This is a genomic window from Methanomicrobium sp. (assembly GCF_055145805.1).
The window spans coordinates 1-13,365 of record NZ_JBSREC010000048.1; the positions used below are offsets into that span (position 1 = coordinate 1).

14 protein-coding genes are annotated in these 13,365 nt (G+C 39.0%); 9 read left to right on the forward strand and 5 right to left on the reverse strand.

Going from position 1 to position 13,365, the window contains the following annotated elements:
• Positions 1 to 197: 197 nt before the first annotated feature.
• A complete protein-coding gene (locus ACTB1O_RS03615; RefSeq protein ID WP_462993776.1) occupies positions 198 to 740 on the reverse strand; it encodes a nucleotidyltransferase domain-containing protein in 543 nt (180 codons plus the stop codon).
• A gap of 220 nt (positions 741 to 960) precedes the next feature.
• On the opposite strand from ACTB1O_RS03615, the gene ACTB1O_RS03620 reads away from it, so the two are divergent.
• From ACTB1O_RS03620 to ACTB1O_RS03630, 3 genes are read left to right on the forward strand one after another with little or no spacing between them, the layout of a single operon-like run.
• A complete protein-coding gene (locus ACTB1O_RS03620; RefSeq protein WP_462993777.1) occupies positions 961 to 2,025 on the forward strand; it encodes a threonine aldolase family protein in 1,065 nt (354 codons plus the stop codon).
• A 39-nt stretch (positions 2,026 to 2,064) separates the two neighbouring features.
• Positions 2,065 to 2,772 carry a DUF432 domain-containing protein gene (locus ACTB1O_RS03625; RefSeq protein ID WP_462993787.1) on the forward strand — a complete coding sequence of 236 codons (708 nt, stop codon included), beginning with the start codon at positions 2,065 to 2,067 and terminating at the stop codon, positions 2,770 to 2,772.
• Entirely contained in the window at positions 2,765 to 3,649 is an 885-nt protein-coding gene (locus ACTB1O_RS03630) for a mechanosensitive ion channel family protein (RefSeq protein WP_462993778.1), read from the forward strand. The genes ACTB1O_RS03625 and ACTB1O_RS03630 overlap by 8 nt, the downstream gene beginning before the upstream one ends.
• A gap of 48 nt (positions 3,650 to 3,697) precedes the next feature.
• Here ACTB1O_RS03630 and ACTB1O_RS03635 read toward each other — a convergent pair whose 3' ends face one another.
• Complete coding sequence (locus ACTB1O_RS03635; RefSeq protein ID WP_462993779.1) at positions 3,698 to 4,978, reverse strand: APC family permease; 1,281 nt, start codon at positions 4,976 to 4,978, stop codon at positions 3,698 to 3,700.
• A gap of 111 nt (positions 4,979 to 5,089) precedes the next feature.
• On the opposite strand from ACTB1O_RS03635, the gene ACTB1O_RS03640 reads away from it, so the two are divergent.
• The 3 genes from ACTB1O_RS03640 to ACTB1O_RS03650 all read left to right on the forward strand — a co-directional run bounded on the left by ACTB1O_RS03640 (position 5,090) and on the right by ACTB1O_RS03650 (position 7,877).
• Positions 5,090 to 5,269: a hypothetical protein gene (locus ACTB1O_RS03640; protein WP_462993780.1), complete on the forward strand. Its 180-nt coding sequence runs from the start codon at positions 5,090 to 5,092 to the stop codon at positions 5,267 to 5,269.
• Between the two features lie 165 nt (positions 5,270 to 5,434).
• On the forward strand, positions 5,435 to 6,637 hold the full coding sequence (locus tag ACTB1O_RS03645) for a PAS domain-containing protein (protein ID WP_462993781.1): 1,203 nt from the start codon (positions 5,435 to 5,437) through the stop codon (positions 6,635 to 6,637).
• 46 nt (positions 6,638 to 6,683) lie between these two features.
• Positions 6,684 to 7,877: a DUF3089 domain-containing protein gene (locus tag ACTB1O_RS03650; protein WP_462993782.1), complete on the forward strand. Its 1,194-nt coding sequence runs from the start codon at positions 6,684 to 6,686 to the stop codon at positions 7,875 to 7,877.
• Between the two features lie 22 nt (positions 7,878 to 7,899).
• On the opposite strand, the gene ACTB1O_RS03655 is transcribed toward ACTB1O_RS03650, so the two are convergent.
• The 3 genes from ACTB1O_RS03655 to ACTB1O_RS03665 form a co-directional block, all read right to left on the reverse strand.
• Entirely contained in the window at positions 7,900 to 8,334 is a 435-nt protein-coding gene (locus ACTB1O_RS03655) for a hypothetical protein (protein WP_462993783.1), read from the reverse strand.
• Positions 8,335 to 8,723: 389 nt separating this feature from the next.
• Positions 8,724 to 8,948, reverse strand: a complete 225-nt coding sequence (locus ACTB1O_RS03660; RefSeq protein ID WP_462993784.1) for a type II toxin-antitoxin system HicA family toxin — start codon at positions 8,946 to 8,948, stop codon at positions 8,724 to 8,726.
• 3 nt (positions 8,949 to 8,951) lie between these two features.
• Complete coding sequence (locus ACTB1O_RS03665; RefSeq protein WP_278100085.1) at positions 8,952 to 9,164, reverse strand: type II toxin-antitoxin system HicB family antitoxin; 213 nt, start codon at positions 9,162 to 9,164, stop codon at positions 8,952 to 8,954.
• Positions 9,165 to 9,632: 468 nt separating this feature from the next.
• Here ACTB1O_RS03665 and ACTB1O_RS03670 point away from each other — a divergent pair, with 468 nt between their 5' ends.
• The 3 genes from ACTB1O_RS03670 to ACTB1O_RS03680 form a co-directional block, all read left to right on the forward strand.
• Entirely contained in the window at positions 9,633 to 11,906 is a 2,274-nt protein-coding gene (locus tag ACTB1O_RS03670; RefSeq protein WP_462993785.1) for a PAS domain-containing protein, read from the forward strand.
• 2 nt (positions 11,907 to 11,908) lie between these two features.
• A complete protein-coding gene (locus ACTB1O_RS03675) occupies positions 11,909 to 12,511 on the forward strand; it encodes a response regulator (protein ID WP_278100087.1) in 603 nt (200 codons plus the stop codon).
• A gap of 604 nt (positions 12,512 to 13,115) precedes the next feature.
• The coding region (locus ACTB1O_RS03680; RefSeq protein WP_462993786.1) for a hypothetical protein at positions 13,116 to 13,365 on the forward strand (250 nt) is incomplete at its 3' end.

Sequence of the window (13,365 nt, forward strand, 5' to 3'; positions counted from 1 at the left end):
TTTTATTGTTACTGTTAAGTATATTTTTTCTTCTGATGTCAGATATTTTACTGTGATATGTGAGTTCTTCGGGAATTTGAACGAAGTGAAAATGAAAAAATGCGGGAGCATTTTCGTGTCCGTCTAAACTTAAGTTTGGATTTTTTAATTGGTTTTTTTTGGAATTTTTTTATTTAGTTGAATTTGGAAAAAAAGGTTTAGAATAATTTTGCGACCTTTATATATTTTTCAATTCCTTTAAGGACGAGATGATAGTTTATAGTCTCTTTTACATGTAGATTATATGAGTCCCATTTGCCGGTTTTGACTTTTATTTTTTTATTGAATTTCTCAATTTCATATTTTATTTTCTGGTCATCGGTTTCTATGTAAAGATTTATATCCCCGTTTTTGAGAGGTTTGTCGTAAGGGTTGATTCCGTAAAGGATCGCCATTCCAATATTGGGATTTTCTGATATTATAGATATGAGTTTTCTTAAATTAGGGTAATATTTGACAGCTCTTGAAAGAGCGTAATATTCGCTCATTATTACAAGACATTTTGCTTCCACAGTATTTTTCAGGTGATATTTTTTGTTTTTTCCTTCGATAACATAGTCAATCACATTGTCTTTTTCAAGAATAGTAAGTTTTCTGCTTACTGTTGTAGGGGATGTTTCCAGCTCGGCTGCCATTGCTCTTGGATGTATTGATCTTTTTTCCAGGAGAATAATAAGATCATAGATAATATTTCGTTCCACATGATTCAAATGTGAAATATTAAATTAACATATTTGGTTTGTTTTTTTTTAGCATCGTTTATTTCTGATATAGCTCTGTTTTGAAATATTATTCATTTTAAAAAGGTATTATGAAATAAAAAAGAATTGAGGTTATTTTATTAATGACTATTGATCAGATTTCTGTTCTGAATACAGATGAATTTTAAATGATTAAAATCAGATAAATGGACTGTTTCAAATGAATTTCGATGCAGAAAAAAAATACAGTCACAGTTTTGCAAGTGATAATAATTCAGGTGTTCATCCGGAGATAATGCAGGCGTTATCTGATGCCAATTCATCCTATGTGATTGGATATGGTGATGACCCTTTTACTCTGGAGGCAAAACAAATATTTTTGAAGCATTTCGGTGAGAATTCATGGGTATATTTTCTGATAAACGGAACGGGGGCAAATGTCTGTGCCTTATCAGCTATAACAAAATCCTATAATTCAATAATCTGTGCAGATACTGCTCATATCAATATTGATGAATGCAATGCTTTCGGAAAATTTTCCGGATGCAGGATAACAGACATTCCGGCTGAAGATGGAAAAATAACTGTTGATATGATTAAATCCTGTATAAAGGGAAGGGGTGATGTGCACAATTCACAGCCTGCTGTTATCAGCATAACACAGCCTACTGAGCTTGGTACACTTTATTCTGCAGATGAAATCCGGCAGATATGTGAGTTTGCCCATGATAACAAAATGTTTGTGCATATGGACGGAGCAAGGATTTCAAATGCGGCAGTAGCTCTTGATCTTTCGTTTAGGGAATTTACGCGGGATTTAGGTGTTGATGTCATTTCATTTGGAGGGACAAAAAACGGGATGATGTTTGGAGAGGCTGTGGTATTTTTCAGAAATGATATTGCAGAGGATTTTGAGTACTTCCGAAAGCAGTCCACACAACTCATCTCAAAAATGAGATATATTTCTGCGCAGTTTACAGCGTTTTTAAAGGCAGATCTCTGGAAGAAAAATGCTGTAAATGCAAATAATATGGCAGCAATTCTTGCAGATGAGATATCAAAAATAAATGGCATTTCCCTCGCTTATCCGGCCAGTACAAATGGCGTCTTTGCATATGTTCCAAAGGATATAATTCCAAAAATCCTTGCAGAATTTCCTTTTTATATTGTGGATGATGAACGTGGTATTGTCAGGTGGATGTGTTCTTTTGATACAAAAGAAGAGGATGTAAAAAAACTGGTGTCCTGTCTGAAAAGGCATATGAAGGAAAGGACAGTCCTCTGAAAAAGTATATCAGCAATACAGTATCTTTATTCTTCAGTGATGTACGGAATACACAGCTATCCTTTTCATCTGGAAAGAAACGGCGTAATAATAGACATATCGGAAAATAACGGAATCTTTTCATACAAACGTGAATGCTGCAATGAAAAATATGAGGCTTTAATATCAGATCCTAACGGCAAAATACATATAAATCCTGTAGAACCTGTAAATCTTCCCAAGTCCATAACCAAATATCTGGAGATTGAATTTGACAGAATTCTGATTCCGCCTGAATCAAAATATCTGTATTACATAACATTTCCTGTAGAGATTGGCGTATTTCTGGAATCCGGCAAAAGTATGGAAGTTGTTGATATTTTTTCAAAGGTATCTGCAAGGCATTCCCTGTACGGAAGTCCGACCGGGGGGGTGATTGTAAGGTATCATAAAAGTCGTATATTCAGGGAGATTCCAAATATTGACAACATGAAAGAAGGGGTCATGTCACTGACGGTTATCAATCCTGAAAGTGATATTGCGTCGGTTTCAAAGTCTGTATTTGACAGTTACGGGATGAAAATTTATTATGACGAAGAGCAGGTTTCAATGGTTGCCCAGATGAAGATTTATCCTAAAAAAACAGCTGAGACTGAGTTTTTAAATGTCCCTCTTGTTGTTGGCATGGAAAAGTCCACTGAACTTTACTTTGCACGCAGGATACCTGCAATAAAAAGATATTACTTAATGGAGTTTGGATATGATTGATTTTATCTCCGTTGTACTATATCAGCCTCTGACTACCAGCGGAGTGACAACTGCTGATATTATAATGTTTTTGGTGATAATTCTAATTTCCATAATTATTGCAAAGATTGTATCTTTAAGACTAAAACGGCGGATTTCAGATAAAATTCCAACAAGCGACAGGGAATTAATAGGGAAAATTGTTTCATTGCTGATTATAATTTTCGGGTTTTTAATCGCACTTCCATATATAAAAGTAGTTGATCTTTCCGGTCTTTTTGTTGCGGGAGGGGTTTTTGCAATTGTAATCGGTATTGCAGGCCAGAGTTTCTTCTCAAACGTAATTTCCGGGATGATTCTCTTTTTTGAAAGACCGATTAAAATCGGGGATAATGTCGGTATTGGTGACACTATGGGAACAGTTGAGGACATTCAGATTTTATCAACAGTCATTAAAACTTATGACGGGGTTTACACAAGGATTCCAAATCAGACGATGTTTATCTCTGATATCAAAAATTATGTTGCGCATGTTGCCCGAAGATTTGAGTATATTGTCGGAATCCGGTATGAGGATGATGCCGATTTAGCAATAAAAATAATAAAGAAAGTTATACAAACGCATCCTTTCGCCTTAAAAAGCCCGGAACCGTCTGTTTATGTAGATCAGCTTGGAGATAACGGTGTAAATATCTGCGTGAGAATCTGGGCCCCGTCTTCAGTGTGGTGGGATGTGAGAACAGAGCTTTTATGGAAGATTAAAGTTGCAATTGAGGCAGAAGGAATTCAGGTTCCGTTCCCGCAGAGGACTGTGTGGTTACCGGACGAGGTAAAAAGTGAGGTTTCACTAAATAAAATACCTGAATCTGATAATGATGTCAGGGAAAACCTGAATTAATATTTTTCAGACTTTTTTTATCTGTGATATTTCCGGGTGCCGGAATTTTCATGTTTTTTCATGAAAGACAATGCCCAGTATGAACAGGATTATTACTATTACAAGACCAATTGCCATAATTCTCATATCAAGCTTTGATAAGAAGAAAAGGCATGTAACAAGTCCCGCTATTGGGATCAAGGGGACATTTCTGACAGAACCAGGGACTTTAAAAGGACGCTTGAAATCGGGAATCTGAAACCTGAGTGCAATAACAGCGGCATTTATCACAGCAAATGTTACAAAAAGAGTAAAGTTTGTAATATATGCAATATCGCTGATGTCTCCGAATCCAAGAAATAATATTGAGATTAAGCAGGATAAGGCAATTGCAACGACCGGTGTTTTTCTTTTTGCACTGATTTTGCCAATGCTCTTTGGCAGTCTGTTTTTCTTTGCCATCCCGTACATGATTCTTGAGCCTGAAAGAAGCATCAGAAGGACGGTGTTTGCGGTTGCAAAGAGTGCTATTACTGTGAAAACAGAGTATCCGCCCGGAAATGCGAATCCTGCAATCTTTGCAAACGGATTGGGTGAACCTGCGATCTCCTCCCATCCTGCTATACTTACAATTGATATGGATACTGCAATATAGAGAATGATTGTGACAATTACTGCCAGAATCAGACCTTTAGGGATATTTTTTTCCGGCTCAACTGTCTCTTCTGATAATTTGACTATCTCTTCAAAGCCCTGGTATGCAAAGAAGAGGAGAGCTGATGCCTGAAAAACCCCTGCAAATCCAAGCGGCATTGCAAGATAATCAACACTCCCGATATATGGAAGACCAATTAACACAATTCCCACAAGACCTCCTGCCTCAATTATGGTGCAGATTATTGCCACCTTTGTTGACTGCTTAATTCCGATTACAAGTATCAGGGAGAGTGTAACCAGAAGAATAAGGGCGGCAAAAAGAACAGGGATCTCAAAAAAACCGTTTAAGTATCCTGCAAATCCAAGGGCTACTGTTGATGCGCCGAGAATGCCTGAGAGTATCACAAGCATTCCTATGACAAATGCAATTTTAGGGCCGAATGAATTTTTTGTATATTCATATTCTGCTCCTGCGGATGGAAACATTGATGAAAGTTCCATGTAGGAAAGACCTGTAAATGCAGCTATTAATGATGAAAGTGTAAATGAAAGCCAGAGGGCATTTCCTGACATTGCTGCCGCCTCTCCTATGAGGGCATATATTCCTGCTCCTAAAATCACACCGATTCCGGAAAGGGTAACTTCGGGAAGTGTAAGTGTTCTAAGTAGCTGCGGGCTTTCATCATGTTTCATAGTCTGCCTTTTTTCTAATGCGATGTTTTATCGGATAAAATGGTCTGAATAATTTTTACTTTCGCACTCCATGCCGAGTATTTATATGAATAAATGTACTCATAGAAAGTTATGAAAAATATTGAAATGACAACCGAAGGCAGTATTCTTACAATAAAGGTGGATCTTTCAAAGGATTTTGGAGAATCAAAATCCGGAAAGTCGATAACGGTTGCGTCAACCGAGGGAAACATATCCATTCCGGGAGATGAGGAGATAAAGATCGGGCTTAATATCTACAGGAAGAAGTAAAACAGCAACTCCCTGGTTTTCTTTTCTTTTTGATTGTTGAGGGTAGTGGGTTTTTAAAAATCATCCGTTTTATCTGCATATATCTTATCCAATACGTTTTTTTGCCGGGCAAAATTTTAACGGATAAATATAAAGTCTTAAAGTGCGCTATAAAGCTTTTATCCTATGATATCCCTGCTTCTTGTTGATGACGAACCGGCAATTCTGGATATAACCGGTATATTCCTTGAAAGATCCGGAGAGATAGAGGTTAAATCAGCAATTTCCGGTGAAGAGGCACTTAATATGATTACTTCCGTGGAGTTTGATGCAGTTGTCTCTGATTATGAGATGCCGGGTATGAACGGAATAGAACTCCTAAAAGAGATACGCAGCCACGGGGACAGGATTCCGTTCATAATTTTCACTGGAAAAGGCAGGGAAGATGTTGTAATCGAAGCGCTAAATGAAGGTGCTGACTACTATATACAAAAAGGCGGAGATCCCAAATCACAGTTTGCAGAGCTTTTAAACTCCATAAAAAAAGCAGTTATGTTAAAAAGCTCGGAAAGAAAGATTGAGGAGTCAAACAGACGTCTTTCCGAAATAATTGAATTTTTGCCTGAAGCGACATTTGCCATTGACAATCAGGGAGTTGTGATTGAGTGGAATCTGGCTATTGAGAAGATGACCTGGGTTAAAAGGGAGGATATTGTCGGTAAAGACAATTATGCATACTCTGTTCCTTTTATGGGCAAACCAAAGCCGGTTTTGATAAATCACATAATAAATCCGGGGGCTGTTAAGGCAAATGACAGATACAGAATAATTCAGGAAGGCGACAAGCTAAAATCCGAGATTTATGCTCCTTCACTTTATGGTGGAAAAGGTGCATATCTCTGGATAAAGGCGTCCCCCTTATACGGGACGGACGGTAAAATCACCGGTGCAATTGAGTCTATCAGGGATATTTCCCGGATGAAAAAGGCAGAATCTGCACTTTTGGAGAAGGAACGTATGCTTGAGGGAATGATGGACAATCTTCCCGGTTTTGCATACCGCTGTTTAAACGTTCCCGACTGGACTATGCTGTTTGTCAGTGCAGGATGTGAGGGTTTAACAGGCTATACACCTGAGGCTTTAATAAATAATTCAGAACTTTCTTATAACTCAATAATCCATCCGGATGACAAAAAGAAGGTGTGGGATACGGTTCAGGAAAGTCTGGGCAGGCACAGGCAGTTTCAGCTTTTATACCGGATTATCACTAAAAGCGGTGAGGAAAAATGGGTTTGGGAGCAGGGCAGGTGCATATTTGAAGATGATGAAGCTGTGGCAATTGAGGGGCTGATACTTGATGTGGCGGAGAGATATTTTCCGCCTGAATGACCTGCTATTCTAATCAGGAGATTTTTTCTGAAAATTTCATATTTATTTGTCGCAGGAAAATATCAAAAAATATAAAATTCTTTGTAATTATAAGCTAATTGTAGAAAACAGATATTTTGGAGGGATAATTATTATATTATACATAAGTCCGCTTCTTTTACTTGCAGCATCTGCAATTTTTGCCTGCTGTAATACACTGGCATCAATAAAAAAAGACGGGGATTTAAATAAGCCTGAAGATTTACGCGGGCAAAAACTGGGTTTCCCTGTTAATTTGCCGCCTTTTGATCCTGATAAAGATATACCAAAAGCTCCGGATTATGAAAGTCCCGAGAGCTGGCTTTCCATGCCTGCACATTTTTGCAGTGACAGACAGCCTGTTGATGTTTTCTGGGTTTATCCTACCATTCTGTCGGATGATTCAACTTATCTTATGGATATTAAGGATCCGGAACTCAGAAAAAAAGCAGAGTGGACTATTGTTGAACAGGCAAGCATTTTCGACGGACAGGCAAATATCTATGCACCTTATTACAGGCAGAACAATGTCAAAATCAATCCCCTGATGCTGACAGCTGCCAGACCAATATTTGATCTGGGCCAGAATGATCTTATCAGGGCATTTGACTATTTTCTGAAAAATTTCAATAAGGGAGAGCGGCCGATAATTCTTGCCGCACACAGTCAGGGGTCTGTGAGGGTGGTTGAGCTTTCAAAGGCAGGAGAGCTTCTGACCGGGGATCTGGAATCATTAAAAAGACTTATTTGTGCATATACGATAGGATATTCAATAACGCCGTCTGATTTAAAGATAAATCCGCTTATGCGAATAAGTGAAAATGCAGCTGACACGGGTTGTTTTATTGCTTACAATACGATTTCAGATGAGAAGGATAAGGAAAAAGAGGGTCCGACCATTATTCCGGGAACTTTTGTAGTTAATCCTCTTAACTGGAAGACGGACAATGAATTTGCACCGGCGTCTCTGAATGCCGGAGCGGCGTTTTTCAAGCATGAACGTCCGGAAAAACCTGACAGGCATCCTAATTTTGCGGCGGCTCAGGTTGTCGGAAATGCACTTGTAATTACTGAGATATCAAATCCTGAGGAACTTCCCGCAACAAGTGTAACATTCCCTAAGGGGATTTATCATATGTATGACTATGCGATATTTTATGAAAATCTGAAGGAGAATGTCGGGGAGAGGATAGAAGCGTATATGAAGAAAAGCGGATTTTAGATAAGATGAATTTTCTCTTTTTTTAATCTTGTTTATATTTCTGATTTTTTAATACATCCCGAATCAAAGGATTATTTATTCCGCCTAACATTTTGGTTATTGAATGAACGTATGGCTCCTGTCTTGTAAGACTTGGTGAGACAAAGGGATCAAGTCTCTCTTCTTTTCTGCCCATCCTGGCATGTCCGGTTGATATATAGTGCAAATAATCCTCTTTTGACAGATTCCATTTGACGTTGATTTTAAGGTGAACTATACTCCAGTTTTTCGGGTTTGGGTACATGACAGCACGTGTTTCAGGCAGGATTACAGGGCCGCCGTTCTCTGAGTTGGATAGATCAACAACCGCCTGCCACAGTTTGTTGCAGGCCAAATCAGCTTCCTGACAGTTTCTGCAATACCTGTTTGTCGGAGGATAACAGTCTCCTTTATAGTGCTGACAGAATTTTTGATCCATGTTTTTTTCTTTGTCTCTTGACTGATTAATATCTGCTATAATTATTCTGAAAAAATTATCCTTCTTATTCAGGTGGTCTGGCACAAATCCTTGATTTTCAAAGATCTCCACATTTGAGATTTAAATTGTCGTTATCCTGCCCCCTGGGCATACCCGAAGCGGTATGCCTGAAGGGGCTGTCTTTCTGTAAATATCTAAGGATTGTGTAAATTCTGTTTGAAGAGCAATATGAAGTTCCCAAAAACCTTCATGAGACATTAGAGCTCTTTTTTGAAACTGCATCTCCGCAGGAGATACAGTCACGGTTTCACGGGGAGATCTACATCACACGGATGGATGTGGCTTTTGGTTAAACTTCATCAGCATTTTTAATTTCCGGGTTTTTAAGGTTATAATAAATTTAAAAATTCATCTCTTGTAAGTCCTGCCTGCCTGATGATGCTATTAATTGTTCCTTTTGAAATTTCTTTGTGGTTTGGAATAGTAAGCCTTCGATAGGGTTCTTTGTCCTGCCTCAGGATAATATGGCTGCCGGTCTGATGGTCGATATTATAACCTATTTTATTAAGTGCCTTTATTACTTCAAGGTAAGATAATACAGGTAATTTTGGCATATATCAGGCAGTTATCTCTACAGTTTCTTCATATATTGACGGAGGGATTGGTTCATTATGCTTCTTTAAGCTTTCAAGGTACCCTTTTGCAGCGTCTTTTATATTTTCAAGTGCTTCGGTTCTGGTTTTTCCCTGAGATATGCAGCCCGGAAGGGACGGGCATTCGGCGACAAAGATTCCATCTTCGTCCATTTCTATGATAACTCTGAATTTCATATGTTCTTATCTCACCTGTTTTGAGTTTTCAACTTAATATGTGTTTAAGCTTTTTCCGGTAAGGTATTATTACGATTTCTGAAATAAAAAATATGTTATGCGGGCATTAAGGGTCTGTGTTATACATCTGACTGTTCTCATTATTTCATTCAGTTAGGAGCTGAAGGTGGAGAGGAATAAATTCTCTTTTTTTTAACGGCCGTTTTTCGGCGTATAAAACCCCGGCATGAAAAACCTGCACGACGGACCTGAGAACTTTTTGCAGCTACAAGGGCTGCACCTGCGATTCCGGGGATTACCGCTGCACTCAGTTATTGGATCGGGAAGTGTGATAGTCATGGGAAAATATGGTTGGGGTTTTTTGGTTTTTAGGAGGGAGGCGTGAGGTATGAAAGTAGGACAATAGTAAATGAGGAGGACTATTTTTTATAAATTCAATACTATTAGTTTTATGAGGGCCTGCTTCTGATGAAAGGAGATAAAATAAACGATAAATATGCTGTGACCGGTAGTGAAGGAAAACTATCTGTCTTTTACATAGATGACGATCCTTTATTTCTAAAAACAGGGAAAACATTTCTTGAACATAGCGGGGATTTCGCGGTTACAATCTGTGGAAATGCAGCGGATGCGGCAGAATTAATGTCAACAAAATCTTTTGACGCAATCATATCAGATTTCCGGTTAAAAGAATGTGATTGTCTACACTTACTCCGCAATTTCCGTGAAAAAGGGGACAATACACCATTTATCATCTTCACAGGAAAAGGTCACGAGGACGCCGTCATTGAGGCACTCAACAGTGGTGCTGATTTTTATCTTCAGAAGAAGGGCGATCCGAAAGCAGAGTTTGCTGAACTCTCCGGCAGAATAAAATTCGTGGTTTCAAAAAGCAGGAGTGAAACTTTGATCAAGTCCTTTTTTTATTCGCATTCTGATCTGATGTTTGTCAAGGATGAGAAACTGAGATATATTATCACAAATGATGCAGTCCAGAATTTTTTCGGGCGTTCTAAAAAGGAGATGCTCTATAAGACAGATTCTGACCTGATGAATCCGGATTCTGCCAGGAAATGCCTTGAATCGGATGAAAAAACCCTTCAAACAGGAAAAAAGGTAATATCTGAAGAGATTGTCGGCGACCGGATTTTTGAAACAATAAAATTTCCTCTTGAAATTGCCGATAAAAAAACAGGAGTGGGGGGAGTTATCAGGGATATTACTGACCGGATAAGGGCCGGAGAGAGTCTTAAAAAGATAGAGGATTTAAACCGTCATATTATCGACGCCATCCCGGACATTCTAATCCGCTGCAAAAGGGATGGAACAATAACTGATATCAGGGCACCGGATGAGAGGCTTCTGCTTGCGCCCAAATCAGAGAGCCTTGGCAGGGTTTTAACTGAGGTAATTCCGGGAGAACTCGGAGTCTTTTTGATGAAAAAAACACGGTCCGCACTGGATACAAAAGAAATGGAGAGGGTTGAATATGCCCTTACTCTTCCCAAAGGGCTCTCATATTATGAAGCACGCATAATACCGTACCTTGAGGATGAGGTAATAGCACTTATCCGGGACATAACTGATCGCAGAAAAGCCGAGGAAGAACTCAAAAGAAAGAATGAAGAGCTTGCAGCCGCAGAAGAGGAGCTCAGACAGCAGCTTGATGAAATCGTGCAAGGTCAGGAGATGCTTAAGGAAAATGAGGCTTATATCAGGACTGTGCTTGACAATATACCCGTTGGAATTGCTGTTAACTCAGTAAAACCGGAAGTGAACTTTGAATATTTCAACCAGAATTTTCTGAATTATTACCATATAACAGCAGAAGAGCTTGAGAAACCTGATTCATTCTGGGATATTGTCTATAAGGACCCGATTTTCAGGGAAGAGATCAAAAAAAGGGTTTTAAAAGACTGTGAAAGCGGAGATCCTGAAAAGATGCACTGGGAGGAGATTCCAATAACCCGTGCAGGAGAAGAGACCACTTTTATCAATGCGAGAAATATACCGCTCCCCAAAAAAGGCATGGTGATCTCAATGGTCTGGGATGTGACGGATCAGAAAAATACGCAGGATGAAATTAAACGTGAAAAGGAACTTTTCCTGCGGACATTTGAGTCAATTCAGGATGCTGCTTTCGTCGTTGATGGCTACCCCGGCTCTATTCAGGCAGTAAATGAGGCAGCCATATCATTATTCGGCTACAGCCGAAAGGAGATGACAGGACAGACGACAGATTTCCTGCATGTTGATAATGCGTCACTTAAGAGTTTTCACAGTCATGTCTCCCCTTATCTAAAAAAGCATGAGCCGGTCCCCCGGTTTGAATTTCTGATGAAGCGAAAAGACGGCACCATATTTCCAACCGAACATTCAGTAACTCCTTTATATGATTCGGCAGGAAATCTTACAGGACGGGTTTCAATAATACGTGACATAACTGAGAGAGTAGAGGCGGAGAATCGTGAAAAAGCAGCTTTGACTCAGATAGAGGAGAATTTAGAGCAGCTTGCAACCTTAAATGATCAGATCAGAAACCCGCTTGCTGTTATTGCCGGAATTGTGGATCTTAAATGCCCTGAATCATCTGAAAAAATATTTGAGCAGGTCAGAATAATTAATGATATAATCTCGATGCTTGATGCCGGATGGGTTCGGTCAAAAAAGGTCTGGGATTTTTTAAAGGGTAATTATGGGATTGGTATAGAGGATACAGAGAACAAAATGGAGGAGAGATAAAAATGAAAGATATTCTGCTGGTAGATGACACTGCCGATATCCTCTGTCTTTATAGGGAATTGTTAGAGAATAGGGGTTTTTCTGTAAGGCTGGCGGATAATGGTAGTGATGCCTTAAAAGTCCTTGCAGAGAAGACACCGGATCTTGTAATTCTTGATATAATGATGGAGCCAATGAGCGGATGGGAGGTCCTTAGTCTGATACGGAATAATATCCACACCAAAAATGTTCCTGTCATTGTCCTCACCGGAAAGATTCCTCTTCCACAGGAGATTATTGGTTATGAGGGGCTTTTGAACGGATTTGCTATGAAGCCTCTCCGTATGAAAGAATTTGAGGGACTTATCAGCGGATTTTTTGCTGAAGAGAATGATATTGCGAAAAAGTGTGAAAATGCCCGAAAGTCCGGTGCAGATGAGGCAGTTGTGAGTGAATATGCCCGGCTTTGTAATAATGTCCGGGTACTTCGTAAGATGCTTGACTGTCTTTACAAGGTGATGAAGACGGATTCATCGATAGAGGATAAAGGGGAACTCTCCGAAATAGTCAGGCTTTTGGATGCGAAAAGAGCACGTCTCTCTGAGCTTGAGATAATTCTAAACTGAATTTTTTTTATTCTGTAAAATAAGATAATCTGTACATTTAATGGAAAATAGGATTTTTTAGTTAATTGTTTTATTTAAATGTCTTTACAAAGCTAAAATTGTAATTCGCTGACAAATCAAAATCAAAACGTTTATTTGCTCCCTAACCTACCTCTGATTAGTCAGTTTCGCCTTATCACCCCCCCCAAATATGATAAGGACGGAGTGGCTATCTTATTTCCCCCCATTTTATTTAAAGAAAATTGTTATACTTGTTCAATATACTAAATCTGAAAGTAAGATAGGATACTTTCTAATAATTTTCAGGCATTATGTAAAAAAGAAACCGGTTTTTATTGTTTACTGATTTTTTAAAATAGATAAAAAACCGAACTTTTGTGAATTCAATAATAATATGCAATTATTATCTTCTGATCTCACCTCCAGACTCCCCCCCTAAACTTTAAATCCTCCAACAAAGACAGAATAATTGTGCGTTGGGAAATGCCGGGAAAAGTGACGACCGGGATTTTAAAATTCTTTTAGTGATGACCAGATCCCCGCGGATTTTCTAAACGACACACAAACGAACAGCTGGAAAAAATCATCAGAATTAGGTGAGACCATGCAGAAAAAACCGAGAAAAGTAACAAAGGAAGACATCGAAGCCTTTGAAAAGCAGTATCCCGCTTATGGAAAAATAGGCAAAGTAATGCTTGAAGCTGGCATCTGGTGTCTTGTAGAATCGAGAGAGGAAAAGACAGACGAAAAAGGCGGCAGCCAGACCCGAAATAATTATCACAGCACCCCAGGCCCGACCGCCAAAATAAATCTGTCTGTAAAAAAGATAAATCATCCCATCCCTGCCGGGGTGA